At 70.2% G+C, this 16,390-nt stretch carries 13 protein-coding genes; 4 read left to right on the forward strand and 9 right to left on the reverse strand.

Annotation, left to right across the window (positions count from 1 at the left end):
- The 4 genes from ACYQ7X_RS15255 to ACYQ7X_RS15270 form a co-directional block, all read right to left on the reverse strand.
- Positions 1 to 638 (reverse strand): biosynthetic peptidoglycan transglycosylase (locus ACYQ7X_RS15255; RefSeq protein WP_459697919.1); only part of this gene is annotated, 638 nt, incomplete at its 3' end.
- Between the two features lie 40 nt (positions 639 to 678).
- Positions 679 to 1,305, reverse strand: a complete 627-nt coding sequence (locus ACYQ7X_RS15260) for a DedA family protein (RefSeq protein ID WP_459697920.1) — start codon at positions 1,303 to 1,305, stop codon at positions 679 to 681.
- 168 nt (positions 1,306 to 1,473) lie between these two features.
- Positions 1,474 to 2,136, reverse strand: coding sequence for a DedA family protein (locus ACYQ7X_RS15265; RefSeq protein ID WP_459697921.1), 663 nt, complete (start codon positions 2,134 to 2,136; stop codon positions 1,474 to 1,476).
- A gap of 269 nt (positions 2,137 to 2,405) precedes the next feature.
- On the reverse strand, positions 2,406 to 3,359 hold the full coding sequence (locus tag ACYQ7X_RS15270) for a LysR family transcriptional regulator (protein ID WP_459697922.1): 954 nt from the start codon (positions 3,357 to 3,359) through the stop codon (positions 2,406 to 2,408).
- Between the two features lie 159 nt (positions 3,360 to 3,518).
- Here ACYQ7X_RS15270 and ACYQ7X_RS15275 point away from each other — a divergent pair, with 159 nt between their 5' ends.
- Genes ACYQ7X_RS15275 through hglS form a run of 3 tightly spaced genes read left to right on the forward strand, consistent with a single transcriptional unit; the run spans position 3,519 to position 7,819 of the window.
- On the forward strand, positions 3,519 to 4,829 hold the full coding sequence (locus ACYQ7X_RS15275; RefSeq protein WP_459697923.1) for an NAD(P)/FAD-dependent oxidoreductase: 1,311 nt from the start codon (positions 3,519 to 3,521) through the stop codon (positions 4,827 to 4,829).
- 13 nt (positions 4,830 to 4,842) lie between these two features.
- A complete protein-coding gene (amaB, locus tag ACYQ7X_RS15280) occupies positions 4,843 to 6,375 on the forward strand; it encodes an L-piperidine-6-carboxylate dehydrogenase (RefSeq protein WP_459697924.1) in 1,533 nt (510 codons plus the stop codon).
- A 34-nt stretch (positions 6,376 to 6,409) separates the two neighbouring features.
- Positions 6,410 to 7,819: a 2-oxoadipate dioxygenase/decarboxylase HglS gene (gene hglS, locus ACYQ7X_RS15285; RefSeq protein ID WP_459697925.1), complete on the forward strand. Its 1,410-nt coding sequence runs from the start codon at positions 6,410 to 6,412 to the stop codon at positions 7,817 to 7,819.
- Positions 7,820 to 7,873: 54 nt separating this feature from the next.
- Here the strand turns inward: hglS and ACYQ7X_RS15290 are convergent, their stop codons facing one another.
- Together ACYQ7X_RS15290 and ACYQ7X_RS15295 are read right to left on the reverse strand one after the other, a co-directional pair.
- Positions 7,874 to 9,772, reverse strand: a complete 1,899-nt coding sequence (locus ACYQ7X_RS15290) for a hypothetical protein (RefSeq protein ID WP_459697926.1) — start codon at positions 9,770 to 9,772, stop codon at positions 7,874 to 7,876.
- A 22-nt stretch (positions 9,773 to 9,794) separates the two neighbouring features.
- On the reverse strand, positions 9,795 to 10,766 hold the full coding sequence (locus ACYQ7X_RS15295; RefSeq protein WP_459697956.1) for a mitochondrial fission ELM1 family protein: 972 nt from the start codon (positions 10,764 to 10,766) through the stop codon (positions 9,795 to 9,797).
- Positions 10,767 to 11,074: 308 nt separating this feature from the next.
- Between ACYQ7X_RS15295 and ACYQ7X_RS15300 the strand changes: the two genes are divergently transcribed.
- A complete protein-coding gene (locus ACYQ7X_RS15300; RefSeq protein WP_459697927.1) occupies positions 11,075 to 12,049 on the forward strand; it encodes a M14 family metallopeptidase in 975 nt (324 codons plus the stop codon).
- Positions 12,050 to 12,298: 249 nt separating this feature from the next.
- On the opposite strand, the gene ACYQ7X_RS15305 is transcribed toward ACYQ7X_RS15300, so the two are convergent.
- From ACYQ7X_RS15305 to ACYQ7X_RS15315, 3 genes are all read right to left on the reverse strand, one after another.
- Positions 12,299 to 14,170, reverse strand: coding sequence for a methyl-accepting chemotaxis protein (locus ACYQ7X_RS15305; RefSeq protein WP_459697928.1), 1,872 nt, complete (start codon positions 14,168 to 14,170; stop codon positions 12,299 to 12,301).
- Positions 14,171 to 14,307: 137 nt separating this feature from the next.
- Positions 14,308 to 15,597, reverse strand: a complete 1,290-nt coding sequence (locus ACYQ7X_RS15310; protein ID WP_459697929.1) for a threonine/serine exporter family protein — start codon at positions 15,595 to 15,597, stop codon at positions 14,308 to 14,310.
- A gap of 23 nt (positions 15,598 to 15,620) precedes the next feature.
- Entirely contained in the window at positions 15,621 to 16,376 is a 756-nt protein-coding gene (locus ACYQ7X_RS15315; RefSeq protein WP_459697930.1) for a competence/damage-inducible protein A, read from the reverse strand.
- Positions 16,377 to 16,390 lie beyond the last annotated feature (14 nt).

Genomic DNA, 16,390 nt, shown 5'->3' on the forward strand with positions numbered 1-16,390 from the left:
GCGGGGTGGTTGCGCGGATCATCCGCCGTCGGCGCGTTGACGAGGCCGGCGAGCATCGCCGCCTCGGCCCAGGAAAGATCCGCGCTGGGCCGCCCGAAATAGCCCACACTCGCCGATTCGACGCCGTAATAGCCGCTGCCGAAATAGGCCATGGTCGCATACATGCGGAGGATCGTGGCGGGCCGATAGGCGATGTGGAGATCGACCGCGAAGGCGATCTGCTTGAGATCGGCCATCAGCCGGCCGCTCTGCCCCGGCGTGAAGAGCATCTTGGCCAATTGCTGATCGATCGAGCTGCCGCCGCTATCCTGGCCGCCAGGCTCGATCGCGCTCAGCAGGACGCGGATCAGCGCGATGGGATCGACGCCGAAATCATAAGGCGCCCGGAAGCGATGATCCTCGGTCGCGATCAGTGCCGCTTCGAAACGCTGGCCGGGCGCGCGCACCGGGCGTTCGTGGTGGCGGGCGGCGAACTGCCGCACGATCGCCGGCGCTTGCGCGACACTCGGTGCCGCCAGCAGGAGGGCGGCGGCGCCGAATGCCGCCCCGGCCAGCAGGATTGCCCCGAGGATCGCGAGATAGGGCGCGGCGCGGCGGGGGCGATAGGCTGCGGTCTCGGCCTGGCGGCGGGCGGACATCCTCGCTCCTGTCATGCGGGGGAGACGGTGGCGCGGCGCATCATGGGCTGGCGGCGCGCCGCCGGCTGAGCACGAACCAGACGCCGAGCCCGACGATCAGCAGGAGGGCGAGCGCATCGAGCCCGTGCATCGCCTGGCGCAGTGCGGGGCTGCTGCTCCAATGCTGGCCGAGATAGAAGCCCGCCCAGGCGAGCGCCATGCACCAGATCCAGGAGCCGAGGAAGGTATAGGCGTGAAAGCGCAGCCGGTTCATCCGCGCGATGCCGGCCGGCAGGGCGATATAGGTGCGGATGATCGGCAGCAGCCGGCAGACGAAGACCGTGCCGCTGCCATAGCGGCGGAAGAGGGCGAGGCTGCGGTCGATCTCAGTCGGCGAGACGAGGACATAGCGCCCCACGCGCCGTAGAAGCGGCAGCCCGCCGGCGGCTCCCAGCTCGAAAGCGACCGCCGAGCCGAGGTTGCAGCCGAGCGCCCCGGCGGTCCCCGCGAGCCAGAGGTTGAAATGCCCGGTCGAGGCGAGATAGCCGGCGAAAGGCATGATGATCTCGGATGGCAAGGGCAGGCAGGCGGATTCGATCGCCATGAGCAGGACGAGGCCGCCATAGCCGCCGGCCAGTATGATGCCGGTGATGACATCGGCAAGCATCGAGACCGAGTGGTTGAACATGCGGGCGAGGTTCTCCGGGAATCGCGCCCCCGCCGGGGTGGGCGGGAGAGAGGCCGCGAGTGTAGAGGGCCGCGGTGCAGCCTGCCACTCGCCCCAGATTGTGTTTTTTTCATCTTCGCGCCCCGCTGCGGCCCGGGGCCCGGCCGCGGGCCCGGCCGCGCCCTCCGGTCACGCCGCGGGCGGCGGCGTCCGGGTGGCCTCGATGGGGCCGGGAAAAGCCGCCTCCGCCTTCGCTTGCAGCGCCCGCTCATGCTTGCGGAGAAAGCGGCCGCCGAGGAGGATGCCGATGAGTGCGGCGGCGCCGAGCGCGATGCCGAGGGGGCCGAGCAGACGCTGCGCCGCATGGCCGAGCGTATAGGCGCCGAAGCCGTAGAGGCTCGCCCAGACGATGCCGCCCGCCGCGTTGCAGATCAGGAATTGCGGCCAGGGCATGCGGTTGGCGCCGGCGAGGAAGGCCGCGAAGGTGCGGAGCAGGCTGACGAAGCGGCCGAAGAAGACCAGGCCGCAGCCGTAGTGCAGGAAGAGGTATTGGCCGAGTTTGATGCGCGGCGGTGTCATCCGCACATGGCGGCCGAAGCGCAGCAGCAGCGGGAAGCCGAAGCGCCGGCCGAGCCAGGCGCCGATATTATCCCCGAGAATGGCGCCAAGGGCCGCCGCCGCGACGACGAGGCCGATATCGAGGTGATGCGTGGCGCCGGCATAGAGGGCGGCGGCGAGCAGCGTCGCTTCCCCTGGAAAGGGGATGCCGAGGCTTTCGACCCCGATCGCGAAGGCGACGAAGCCGTAACCATAGGTGCCGAGCGCCTGGGCGGTGGCGGGTGGGAGGATCACCACCCACCCCGCCTGCGCTTGTCGAGCGCGACGAAACGCGCCGCCGCCGGGGCGCGCGGCGGCACGGCGATGGGCAGCGGCCAGAGGGATTGGTTCGGGATCATCGGCATCGGCAAGGGCCTATCCTGAGCGGGAGGGTGCGGCCGCCGGATGGGGAGATGGCGCCGCGCCGCCCTTAGATAGGCCAGGAAGATTGGGTGCCGGTGGCCGGCAGATGAAGGATGCCCAATGCGGCGGATAGCGGCGTGTCATCCCGGGGCGCGGGGCGTTCAGCCTGGAGGGCGGGCACCCTCCGCTTCGCGCAGCAGCCAGTCCCGAAAGGCGCGGAGGGGGAAATGCCCGGCGCGGTCCGGCGGCCAGGCGAGGAAGTATTCCCCCTCGCTCGGTCGCGCGGCCAGGCCTTCGATCGCTTCGCTCAGCTCCCCGCGCGCCAGTTCGTCGAGGATCAGGAAGCGCGGCAGCAGGGCGACGCCCATGCCGGCGGCGGCCAGCCGGATGAGGATCGCAAACTGGTCGAGCAGCATGCCCGAGAGCGGCGCATGCGCAACGCCGAGCGCCGCGAACCACCGTTCCCAGGCATCCGGCCGCGAGGTGAGATGCAGCAGGGGCGCGCGCAGCAGATCCTCCGCGGCGCGAAAGCGGAAGCGCGCGGCGAGGCCGGCACTGCATATCGCGACGAGGCTTTCGCCCATCAGCGGATCGAGCGTGGCGCCCGGCCAGACGGCGGCGCCGAAGTGGATGGCGGCATCGAGCTGCTCCTGCTCGAAGACGAAAGGGCGCAGCCGGGTGACGAGGTTGAGGGTGACGCCCGGCTGCTCGGCCTGGAAGCGCGGCAGGCGGGGCGCCAGCCAGCGCGCGGCGAAGGTCGGCAGCACGGCGAGGTTGAGGGTGCCGCCCTTGGGATTGGCGCGCAGCCCGAGCGTCGCATCCGCGATATGGTGCAGCGCGGCCCTGATTTCGCGCGCGTAATGCTCCCCCGCCGGGGTAAGCCGCACGGTTTGCTTCTCCCGCACGAAGAGCGCGCAGCCGAGCAACTCCTCAAGCGCGCGGATCTGCCGGCTGACGGCACTCTGCGTCAGGCTCAGCTCCGCCGCCGCGACCGTGAAGCTCTCATGCCGGGCAGCCGCCTCGAAGGCGCACATCAGCGGAACGGAGGGCAGGAAGCGCCGGATGATGGCCATGCGATCCTCCGCCGCCGGCGCCATGCCTGGCCGGCTCGTCATTCCGATCCGTCATGACGTTAGGCGAGAATATTGCTGGCCTCAAGGCCCTGCCGGGGCGACACTCCGCCCCTCAGATGAAGCCCGCAGCCGTCTTGCCCGAGGAACCCGGCGTGATCAGCGACCGCCCTGCCCGCCCCGCGCGCCGCCCTGGTACTTCCGATGCGGAATGACCCGCGCAGCCATGGGCTGTGGGAGGCATCCGCCCCGCCGCCACCCGCGACCGCCCCGCTGGAGGGGCTGAGCCGCGCCGATGTGGCGGTGATCGGCGCCGGCTATACCGGGCTTTCCGCCGCGCTGCATCTGGCCGAGGCGGGCGCCCGCGTGGTGGTGCTGGAGGCGGAGGAGATCGGCTTCGGCGGATCGGGCCGCAATGTCGGCCTCGTCAATGCCGGAATGTGGGTGATGCCCGAGGATCTGCCCCGCGCGCTCGGGGCGGAGCATGGCGAGCGGCTGCTCGCCACCCTCGGCGAAGCCCCGGCCCTGGTCTTCGCGCTGATCGAGCGCCACGGCATCGCCTGCGAGGCGGAGCGGCAGGGCACGCTGCATTGCGCGGTGGGGGCAGAGGGGCTCGCCGAGATCGCCGAGCGGGCGCGGCAATGGCAGGCCCGCGGCGCCCCGGTGCGGGTGCTGAACGCCGCGGAAACCGCCGCCGCCACCGGCTCTGCGGCCTATGCCGGCGCGCTTTTGGATGCGCGGGCGGGCACCATCCAGCCGCTCGCCTATGCGCGGGGGCTGGCCGCCGCGGCGATGCGCGCGGGTGCCGCGATCCATACCGCCAGCCGCCTGCTCGCCGCCGAGGATGACGGGCAGTGCTGGCGGCTGCGGACGGCGCAAGGGGTGGTGGAAGCCCCCTCCGTCATCCTCGCGACCAATGCCTATACCGCCGATCTGTGGCCCGAGCTGCGCGAGGAGATGGTGCGCCTGCCCTATTTCAATCTCGCCACCCGGCCGTTGAGCGACAATCTCCGCCGCTCGATCCTGCCCGGCCGCCAGGGTGCGTGGGATACCCGCACCATCCTGACCTCCTTCCGGCTCGACCGGCAGGGCAGGCTGATCTTCGGCAGCGTCGGCGCGCTCCGCGGCACCGGCCGGGCGATCCATGCCGCCTGGGGGCGGCGGGCGATGGCGCGGCTTTTCCCCCAGCTGGCCGAAATCGGCTTCGAGCATGAATGGTACGGCCAGCTCGGCATGACGGCCGACCACCTGCCCCGCTGCCACCGCCTCGGCCGCGGCATCCTCTCCTTCAGCGGCTATAACGGGCGCGGCATCGCGCCGGGCACGGTCTTCGGCCGGCTGCTCGCCGATCTCACCCTCGGCCGCATCGGCGAGGCCGATCTGCCCCTGCCGGTCAGCCCCCTTGCGCCCGCGCCGTTCCGCGCGCTCAAGGAAGCCTATTTCGAGACGGGTGCGCAGGTCGCACACCTGCTCGACGCGCGGCGCCCGCTGCGCAATGCTCACCGCCCTTCGTGAAAGACCCCCTGCCATGACCGAGCTTCGTTCAGAGATCGCCGAAGAGGTGCGCGCCATTCTGGGCGGGCTCGGCGTGCCGGAGGCCGCCTTCAGCGGCGGCGCCCGGCCGCTCACCTCGCCGATCGACGGCTCCGTCATCGCGCGGATCCCCGATACCGCGCCCGCCGCGCTGGGCGGGCTGATCGGCCGAGCGGACGCCGCCTTCCGCGCCTGGCGGGATGTGCCGGCCCCGGTGCGGGGCGAATTCGTCCGCCTGCTCGGCCAGGAGCTGCGCGAGCACAAGGCGGCGCTCGGCCGGCTCGTCACCCTCGAAGTCGGCAAGGTGCCGAGCGAGGGGCTCGGCGAAGTGCAGGAGATGATCGATATCTGCGATTTCGCGGTCGGCCTCTCGCGCCAGCTCTACGGCCTCGTGCTGCCCTCCGAACGGCCGGACCATAAGCTGACCGAGCAGTGGCATCCGATGGGCGTGGTGGGGGTGATCTCGGCCTTCAACTTTCCCGTCGCCGTCTGGTCCTGGAACGCGGCCCTCGCGCTCATCTGCGGCAATGCGGTGGTCTGGAAACCCTCCGAGAAGTCGATCCTCACCGCGCTCGCCGTGCAGGCGATCTGCGCGCGCGCGGCGGCGCGCTTCGGCGGCGTGCCGGAGGGGCTGCTCACCCTGCTCATCGGCGGGCGGGAGATCGGCGAGGCGCTGGTCGATGATCCGCGCATTCCCGTAGTCTCCGCCACCGGCTCCACCCGCATGGGGCGGGCGGTGGGCGAGCGGCTCGCCCGCCGCTTCGCCCGGGCGATCCTGGAGCTTGGCGGCAACAATGCCGCGATCGTGACCCCCTCGGCCGATCTCGACCTCACGCTCAGGGCCGTCGCCTTCGGCGCCATGGGCACCGCCGGGCAGCGCTGCACGACGCTCCGCCGCCTCATCGTGCATGAGAGCGTCTATGACCGGCTGGTGCCGCGCCTCGCCGCCGTCTATCGCGCGATCTCGGTCGGCAATCCCTTGACGAGCGAGGCGCTGGTGGGGCCGTTGATCGACGGCCAGGCCTTCGCCGCGATGCAGGAAAGCCTCGGCGCGGCGCGGCAGCTCGGCGGGCAGGTGCATGGCGGCGAGCGCGTGGCGGTGGCGGGCGAGGCAAGCTTCTACGCCCGCCCCGCCCTCGTCGAAATGCCCGAGCAGGCGGGCCCGGTGCTGGAGGAGACCTTCGCCCCTATCCTCTACGTTCTGCGCTATGGCAGCCTCACCGAGGCGATCGCCTTGCAGAACGGAGTGCCCCAGGGCCTCTCCTCCTCGATCTTCTCGACCGATCTGCGGGAGATCGAAACCTTCCTCTCAGCGCGTGGCTCGGATTGCGGCATCGCCAATGTCAATATGGGCACGTCGGGGGCCGAGATCGGCGGCGCCTTCGGCGGCGAGAAGCAGACCGGCGGCGGCCGGGAAAGCGGCTCGGACGCCTGGAAGGGCTATATGCGGCGGCAGACCAGCGCCATCAATTACGGCAACCGCCTGCCCCTGGCGCAGGGCGTCACCTTCGACCTCTCCGAAAGCTGACGCCGCCGCCGCACCATCCGGGAAAGGCCAAGCGATGCAGACCGCGCCCCTCGTTTCCGCCGACGATCTCCGCAGCCTCTTCTCGCGCGCGATGTCCGACATGTATCGCAGCGAGGTGCCGCAATACGGCACCTTGCTCGATATCGTCGCCACGGTGAATGCGCGCCACCTCGCTGCCCATCCGGCGCTCGCCGCGGCGCTGGCGGAGACCGACGATCTCGCCCGCATCAGCCTCGAACGCCATGGCGCGATCCGCCTCGGCACGGCGGAGGAGTTGGCGACCATGCGCCGGCTCTTCGCGGTGATGGGGATGGAGCCGGTGGGCTATTACGATCTCGCGCCCGCGGGCGTGCCCGTCCATTCCACCGCCTTCCGGCCGGTCAGCGCAGAAAGCCTGGCGCGCAACCCCTTCCGCGTCTTCACCTCGCTCCTCCGGCTCGATCTCATCGCCGATGCCGGCTTGCGGGCGCAGGCGGCGGCGATCCTCAAGGCGCGGCGGATCTTCACCCCAGCCCTTCTCGACCTGATCGCCAAGGCAGAGGCGGCGGGCGGCCTCGCGCAAGCGGATGCGGCGCGGTTCGTCAGCGAAGCGCTGGAAACCTTCCGCTGGCACCGGACCGCGATGGTGGATGGCGCCACCTATCGGGCGCTGCATCGCGCGCATCGGCTGATCGCCGATGTCGTCTGCTTCAAGGGGCCGCATATCAACCACCTCACCCCCCGCACGCTCGATATCGACGCGGTGCAGGCGCTGATGCCGGCGCATGGCATCGCGGCCAAAGCCGTCATCGAGGGGCCGCCGCGCCGCGCCTGCCCTATCCTGTTGCGGCAGACGAGCTTCAAGGCGCTGGAAGAGGCGATCGACTTTCCCGAAGCCCAGGGCTTGCATTCCGGCACGCATACCGCCCGCTTCGGGGAGATCGAGCAGCGCGGCATGGCGCTGACGCCCAAGGGCCGCGCCTTGTATGACCGGCTGCTCGCCTCGGTGCGGGAAACGCCGGCCGAGGTCAGCGCGGCGGAGGGCGATGCCGATTATGCCGCGCGGCTCGCCGCCGCTTTCGACGCTTTTCCGGACGATGCGGAGCGGATGCGGGCCGAGGGCCTGGGCTTCTTCCGCTACACTGCCGGGCGCGCGCCGCAGGCGGCGGCCGAGGGCATCGGCCCCGGCGCCTCGCTCGGCGCGCTGATCGCCGCCGGCGCCCTCATCGCGACACCGCTGACCTATGAGGATTTCCTCCCCGTCAGCGCTGCCGGGATCTTTCAATCGAACCTCGGCGATGCCGCGCGGCCAAGCTATGCGGGGCCGGCGAGCCGCGGGCAGTTCATGGCCGCCCTCGGCGCGGAGGCGCATGACGAAACGACGCTCTATGCCGCGGCGGAACGCGCTTCCCTGGAGGATGCCTGCCGCAGCCTCGGCCTCAGCCCGGCAGCACTTGCCGCCTGAGGCGAGCACCCGAGCGCAGCGGGACCCCGCTTTCGCGCGGAGGCGGGTTCGGGATCAGAAGCCGAACATATGGTCGAGCGAGAAACGCCCCGCCGCATCGACCAGGCCGTGATAGCCGAAGAGCCGGCAAGTTCGATCCCGGATCAGCACATAGCCACGCGGCCCGGCCTTGGTGAGCGCCGCCGCGCCGAAGATGCGGTCTGGCCGGATGAGCATGGAGCCCGAGCAGGCGATCCGCACCCCTTCCTCGGCAATCACCCGCCCCGCGCCATCATGCAGCTGCAGCTGGGTCTCGGACCGCGGATGCCAGGGGCCTGAAGCCGGATAGATGAGGTGGGAAAAGCTCTGCCGCCCATCCTCCCCGAGCTTGAGGAAAAGCCGCGTCGTCAGCCCTGGCGGCGGGCCGGAATAGGATTGCGGCTCGCCCTTGTAGATCATCGCGGTGTTGAAGATATGGGCGCCGAAGCTCGTCTCGGCTGCATGGGCGCCATCCCGCCGCTCGTAGCGCATCAGAGCATGCAGCCAGCCATTGGCCTCGCCGCCATCGCGGAAATCATAGACGAGATCGGCATGCCCGCCCTCCTCCATCAGCGCGCCATCGGGAAGCAGGCTGTCGAGATCGACGGCGAGCGCGTGATCCCGCGGCAGCAGGCCGAGGAAATGCTGGCCGAGCGGCCGGCCCTCGGCATCGAAGAGATCAAGCCGGAGCGGCAGGCTCGTCTCCGCTTCCGCCATCGGCGTCGGCAGCACGACGGAGCGGTATTCGCCGCGCGGCAGGATGGGAAAGGGCAGCAGGAAGCCGCGCCCCATCTCGGGCGGCAGGGTCTTGATGCCGGGATCGTTCTCCAGCCCCTCCCGCTCGACATTGACATGCGCGATGCGCGTTCGGCCGGCGCGGATCACCTCGTAGCGCGGGCGCACGACATGGCGGCCGGTGCGCACCTCGATCTGCGCCGGCCAGCGCAGCTCGGGCAGCAGTTCGGCGATATCGAGGGCGCGGGTGGCGAAGGGCGGGATCTCCTCCATCAGCGCGCGCGGCGCCTCCGCGCCCATACGATCGAGCGCGATGGCGCCCGCGGGAATGGGCGAGCCGTGGCTGTTCTGCACCCAGAGGATCACCCGCTCATCGGCGCGCGGCGCCGGCAGGCCGGCATAGCGGGAGGCGGGCCAGGCATTGGCATCATGCGTGCAGGAGAGGCTCTGCTCCGCCCCGTCGCCGATCGTATCCACCGCGTATTTCACCACATCATGCCCGGCAACGCCGACGGCATGGATGAAAAGCTGCCCGGTGAAGGGGCCGAGGCCGAAGCGGGTGCGTACCTCGCGGCTGTCGAACACGATGCCGCCCGCGCCTTCGGGCGCTGCCTCCTGCCATTCGGCGAGGATGCGGCCCTCCGCGTCATAGAGCCGCAGGAAGAACCGCACCGCGCGCGCGCCGTAGCCCGCCCAGTAATTCGCCGTCACCAGCCGGGTCGAGAGCCCGTTCTCGTCCCGGAAGAAGGCGTAGTTGGTGGCGAAGTTGAGCGGATCGAGATAGCGCTTCGGATTGGTCCGCCGCTCCTCCGGGATCTTCACGGCGTCGAGGCTGAGGAGCGTGATCCCGGCCGGCAGCAGGCTGGCGAGCAGCGCCATCAGCCGCTCCGCCTCGAAGGCGGCGACGAGGAGCGCGCGCACCCCGCTCGCCGCAATCTCGGTCATCGGCTGGGCGACGAGGCCGCCGCGGCTCTGGCCGATCTGCCGCACATCCTGGACGAAGAGCGCGGAGACCGGCAGGCCCGGATACATGGTGAGGAGCGGCGCCGCCACGGCATCGGGATCAAGCAGGCCGACCGGGCCGAGGCCGCGCAGCTCCCCGGCGAGCCTCTCCACCGCCTCTGCCGCCAGCGGATGGGCGAGCGCCTTGTAGAGGACGTTGCCGCCCTTCACCGCATCGAAGGTCTGGATATCGAGCATGCGCCGCCGCCTCTATCGCGTCTTAAAAACCGAGCCGCCGCCGCATTTCCTGCGCCGCTTCGGCGGTGTCGTCCAGAGGGCGGACCGGCCAATGCCCGAACCGCCCCTCGAAAGGCCGGATACGCCCGGCCGCGGTCAGCGCCTCGGTGAAGAGCCCGATACGGCGGGAGCGGCCGGGAAGTGCGGCGACCATGACGGGCGCTGCCGTCGCCGCCGCTTCCGAGACCATGGAGACCGAATCGATCGTCACAATGATGAGGTCGGCGAGCGCCAGCATGCCGAAATAGGGGTTCTCACCCGAACCATCCCAGACGAAGGCGCCGCGCGGCGCCAAGGCGGCACGGAGCGCCGCGGTCGCCGCCGGATCGGTCCGCCGCGACGGGGTGAGCATGAGGCCCACCCGGTCTCGCTCCATCATCGCGCCAAGCTCGGCTGCGAGCGCGCCGGCGACCTTGGCATCGAGCGTGAAGCGCCCGTTGGTGCCGCCGACGCAGACGGCGACCAGCGGGCGCGGCAGATCGGCGAAGCGGGGCGCCCAGGCGCTGCGGGCTTCCTCCAGCCGGGCGGCGGTGACGCGGTGGAGCGCGGTGCGGGCGAGGATGACATTGGGGCCGGCGATTTCATCATGCGTATTGGCGATGATGAGATCGAATTTGCGGAAGTCCATGCGCGGGTTCTGGATATGCACGGTGCGGAGCGCGGGGCCGCGCAGCGCGGCGGCGACCGCACCCGCCATGCCGCCGCAGCTCAGCAGGATCTCGGGGGGCGGCCCGGCGAGGGCTGCCCGCCGCACCGCGCGCAGCGGCCAGGGCCAGCGCGGTGCCGAGATGGAGGACCACGGGAAGCGCGCGTGCAGCGTCCGCAGCTCAGGGGCGAGGCCCGCCGCCTCCGCAAGGCCCAGGGCCTGGGATTGCAGCCCGGCATAGGGTTCGGACAGGATCCAGCTTGCGGGTGGGCCAGGGCGAGCGGTCTCAGCCGCCGGATGGGGCGTCATGAACGACATGCGCGCCTTGTGCGGCTGGGCGGCCCGATCGTCAATATTGCGCGTGGCACCCTGCCATGATGGCGGTTGCCTCCGGCCGCGGCGGGTATAGGATCAGCGCTTATGCAAACTGTCACACTGGCCGGGGCCCTATCGCCCCGCCCGCCCCGCCCCGGCCGTGCCGGCGGGCCTGTGCCCAGGCAGATCCCCGGGCGGATCTTGCAGCGGATCTTGCAGCGGATCTGGGTGCCGATCGCACGCCCGGATGATGAGCCGGATCGGCACCGCGCCGGCTGCCGGCCGGCCTCCAGGGCAAGCCAGTGAGCCTTTCCGGGGCCGCGAGCCTCGCGCTGCCGCGGTTCGAAGTGCGGCTGGCGCCGCCTGACCTCTCGCCCTGGATCGAGGGCAATACCGGCGTCCGCGGCTTCACGACGCGCGCCAGCGGCGAGCCCGGCCCGCATCTCATCCTGCTCTCGCTGATCCATGGCAACGAGCTGGCGGGGGCGATCGTCCTCGCCCAACTGCTGGCCGCCGGCTTCACGCCGCGCTGCGGGCGGCTGACCTTCGGCTTTGCCAATCTGGACGCTTTCCATCGCTTCGATCCGCTCGATCCGATCGCTTCCCGCTATATCGACGAGGATCTCAATCGGGTCTGGGATCTCGGCCTGCTGGAGGGCAGCCGCCGCTCCGCCGAGTTGCAGCGCGCGCGCGAGATGCGGCCGATCCTGGAGAGCGCCGATGTGCTGCTCGATCTGCATTCCATGCTCTGGCCGTCCGATCCGCTCATCCTCTGCGGCGCGGCCGAACGGGGCCGGCGGCTCGCGCTCGACATCGGCTGCCCGAGCCTCGTCATCGCCGATGCCGGCCATGGCAATGGCCGCCGGCTGATCGACCATCCGATGTTCGCCGAGGGCGAGGGCGGCGCCGTCGCCAATCTCGTGGAGGCCGGGCAGCACTGGCAGCCAGAGACGGTGGGGGTGGCACGCGCGGCGATCGCCGGCACCCTGCGCGCGCTCGGCATGGCGCTGCGGGACGAACCGCTGCTGCAGCCGCCCGCCCAGCTCCCGCGCAAGGCCGTCTATGCCGAGGTCACCAGCGTGGTGACGGCGAAAACCGCGAGCTTCACCTTCATGCAGCCTTATCGCGGCGGCGAGATCATCCGCCATCGCAACACGCTGCTGGCGATCGACGGGCCGGCCGACATCCGCACGCCCTATGACAATTGCCTGCTCGTCATGCCGAGCCTGCGGCCGAGCCGCGGGCATACCGCGGTGCGGCTGGCCCGCGTGCGGTGAGGCAGCAAGGGTAGCGGAAGGCTCGGGCGGGGGTGAAACGCCGCGCCCCATCCTCCCATCGTCCCACCGTCACCCGCGGGCTTGTCTGGCGCGTCCACCCGGCGAAGACGGCAAAATCGCTGCACGCGCTGGGCCGCCGGAACACGTCCGGCGATGACGAGACTGGGAGGCGATGACGAGGCCAGTGAACGCGCACCCGACGGCGCGCGTTCCGGTAGGCTATGCCCGCGTCGCGTGCGGTCGCGGCTTTCAGACCTCGGCAAGCACCCGCCGGGGCGCCGATGCCCTCGCCCCCGTGCGAATCGGCGGCGTGGCCGGCGCACCGACGGCTTCGTCGCTGATCTGGAACTGGCCGACAAGCCGGGCCAGCTCCGATGCCTCGCTCTTCAAGCCGTGGCTCGCCGCGGTGGTTTCCTCGACCATCGCGGCGTTCTGCTGCGTTGCCTTGTCCATCTGGATTGCGGCGCTGTTCACCTCGCCGAGCCCGCTCGATTGGCGTGTGATCTGATCGGCGATCCCGGTGATCAGGTTGTTCAACTGATCGACCTGATCGGCGATGACTTTGAGCGTGTCTCCCGTCTCCCCCACCAGCTTGACGCCGGTTTCGACCTGCGCGCCGGAGGTCGAGATCAGGCGCTTGATCTCCCGCGCGGCTTCGGCGGAACGCTGCGCCAAGGCCCGCACCTCGGTGGCGACCACGGCAAAGCCGCGGCCCGATTCCCCCGCCCGCGCCGCTTCCACGCCGGCATTCAAGGCGAGCAGGTTCGTCTGGAAGGCAATCTCGTCGATCACACCGATGATGTTGAAGATCTCGCGCGAGGAATCCGCGATCACGCTGACAGCGCCGACCGCCGCCTGCACGACGACGCCGGACTTCTCCACCTCCTGCTTGGCGACACCGGCGACCTGGCGCACCTCCGCCGCGCCGCTGGCGCTTTTACCCACCGCGGTCGTGATTTCCTGCAAGGCCGCGACCATCTCCTCGATCGCGGCGGCCTGCTGCTCCGTCCGTCGTGAGAGATCGTCGGCGGCCGCCGAGATTTCGGCCGCAGCCGAATCGACGCCGGTCGTATTGGCCGAAATCGCCGCCATCGTGTCGTGCAGACGGGCGGTCGCATTGTTGAAATCCGCCCGCAGCTTCTCGTAAGCCGGGCTGAAGGGCTCGCTCAGCCGGAAAAGCAGATCGCCGTTGGAGAGCTTCTCCAGCCCCTCGGCGAGAGACTCGACGATCGCCGCCTGCTCCTGCGCCGCGGCCTTCAGCTGCGCGTCGCTGCGCCTGCGGTCTTCCTCGGTGCGGATACGCGCGGCCTCGATCTCGCCTTCAAGACGCAGCTTTTCCAGCCCTGCATCCTTGAACACCTGCACCGCACGCGCCATGCGGCCGATTTCATCCCGCTGATCGCCATAGCCGACCGGCGTATCCATTGCCCCACTGGCCAGCTGCCGCATGGTCTCGGTCATCGTGCTGATCGGGCTGCCGATGGCCCGGATAAGCATCCAGACAAGGCCGCCGCTGAGCAGGATCATGAGCACGAGCGCCGCGCTGAAGGCCCGCCGGCTGCTGCTCTCCGCCCCGTCCACGGCCGCGGCATGCCCGTTGGCCATCTGCGCCTGGTAGGCGAAATCATCCGCGATATCGCGGTTGAAGGTCTCGCGCAGCGCGGCCATCGGGCCGGTGACGAGGGCGGCTGCCGCCGCGTGATCGCCGCTGCTGACGGCCTGCGCGACTTTCGCGAAATCCGCGTTCATCTGGGCGAAGCTGCCGGAGAAGCCCTGGCCGTCATTCGTCTCGCGGCCGGGGTCCATCGTCGGGCGATAGAGCGCCCAGTTGGCGGCAAAGCGCGCGGCTTCCGCCTTGGCGGCTTGTTGCAACTGCGCCGCCTGCTGGGGATCACTCGTCAAAGCCAGGGCGCCGGCGAGGGCGGCGATCTGCGGGCCGCTCCGCGCCATCGCCTGGATGGGCGCGGTGCCCTTGATATTGGCCTCGAAACCTCTGGCGACGTTGCTGATATAGCCGATGCGGTTGACCGCGAAGAGGCCGAGCCCCCCGGCGAATATCAGGAGGATCGCGAAGGTCACGATAAACTTCGCCAGCAGAGACATATTCTTGAAAAAGCGCATTTGTGTCTTGCCTCGCAACGGGATGGCCGGGCGCTCATCCCTGAAACGATTACAAAAGGCGCAGAGCAATTGCGAATTCGTAAACTGTTGAGTGGACCTCCGCCCTTTCAGGAGGCGCGCGAAAGCGCAGACCCGGCCTATCGCCCGCCCGTGCCACGCGGATCGGCGATCGCGAGCGGGGCCGCGATGCCGATGGTGATCGCCGCCGTGATCATCAGCACCGAGACGGCGAGGCCGACCGTGGTGCCGACCACCGCCGGCGCCGGCACTGGCCCGCCGGAGACGATGGCGATCGCCCCGGCGACCGTGCGGAAGCCGTAGATCCCCGGCACCATGGCGACGACGCCGGGAAAGGCGAAGGTTGCCGCCGGGGCATCGAGCCGATGCGCCAGGATCTGCGCGAGGCCGGCGGCGAGCAGCGCGCCGACGAGCGTGCCGGCGGCGATATCGAGCCCCGCATAGTGCATCACCGCCAACCGCACGGTATGGCTCGCGACACCGCAGAGCGCGCAGGCCCAGGCGAATTTCAGCGGCACATTGAAGAGCAGCACGAAGCCCAGGGCGGCGCAGGCGGCGAAGATCGCATCCTCCCAGATCGGCACCGAGCCCGAGGGGATTTGCAGCGGCAGGGCGACGCCCGAGACCAGTGCGGCGATTTCGAGACCGAGGCCGATCGCCGCGATGACGAAGAGCGCGAAGCCGATCCGCGCGATGCCGAGGCTCGCATGGTTGCGGATCATATCCTGCACGCCGTTGATGAGCGGCACGCCCGGCACGATCACCATGCCGGGCGCGACGAGGCAGAGCGCCGGCGTCGTGCTGCCGAGCAGCCGCGCGCCAAGGCCGCCGAGCAGGCCGCTGACGATGGCGGCCAGAAAGGAGACGACGACCGGGCTGAAGCCGCGCTTGCCGGCATCCTGGCGGACCAGCGTGCCGAGGCTGACCGCCACCCAGCAGACGATAAAGGCCGCCCAATCTCCGCCGAACAGCCGGCTGAGGGAAGCGCCCGTCAGGCCGAGCGCGAAGGCGACCAGAAAGCGATGGTATTCGGGCGGCCGATGCTCCAGCGCTTCGAGCGCGGCGGCGGCTTCGGCGAGGGTAAGGCGCCGCCCCTCCACCGCGCCGAGAATGCCGAAGGCGGCCGCCGCCTGGCTCATCCCGACATTCATCGCCGGGATGCGGCTGCCGATCTTGGTGGTAAAGCGCGTGCCCGAAAGCACCGTCAGGATCAGCCCCTCATAGGAGATGAAGAGCCGGGCATCATAGCCGAGTGCGGCGGCGAAGCGCCGCACGGCAAGCTGCACCCGGCCGGTATCGGCGCCATTCTGCAACAGGATGCGGCCGAATTGCAGCAGGCAATGGGCGACCTCCTCGGCCGCGCTATCCGCGCTGGCCGATGGCGGGGCGGCGGCCGGCTCCATGTTCATGCTCATGCTCATGCTTACGCCGCTCAGGCCGGGGGCTCGCCCTGGATCGGGACGACCCCGAGCCGCGCCATCAGCGCCGTCACCTCCGCCGTCGCCGCTTCCGCCGCCTCGACCTCGGTGCCCTTGCTCACGATCGCGACGCCGTGCTGGCCGTTCCGCGCGAAGGGGTAGCTGCCGATATCGAGCATCGGGTAGCGCTTCTGGATCGCCTCCAGCTCGGCCGCGATCGCGCCTTCCAGCAGGCCGAGCGCATAGACCGCGCGGGAGATGATCGGCGCGCCGCCCTCCAGCGTCGGCGCCAGGCTTTCGAACATCGCCTGCATGATGCGCGGCACCCCGGCCATGACATGGACATTGCCTATGGAAAAGCCCGGCGCGGCTGAGACGGAGTTCAGAATGAGGGCGGCACCGCGCGGCATCGTCGCCATCCGCTGGCGGGCGGCGTTGAACTCCCCCTCCGCATAGCGGGCGTTCATGATGGCATAGGCTTCCTGGTTGATCTCCCACGGCACGCCGAAGGCGGCCGCGATACATTCGGAGGTGATGTCGTCATGCGTCGGGCCTATGCCGCCGGTGGTGAAGACATGATCGAAGGCCGCGCGCACCTCGTTCACCGTGCGGATGATGGTCTCGGCGACATCGGGAATGACGCGCACTTCGCGCAGCGGAATGCCGATCTGCCCCAGCCGGCGGGCGAGGAAGTTGATGTTCACGTCCTGCGTGCGGCCGGACAGGATTTCGTTACCGATGACGAGCAGGCAGGCGGTGGGATTGGGCATGAGATCCTCGGGCG

It is taken from the genome of Acidisoma sp. C75 (genome assembly GCF_054665095.1).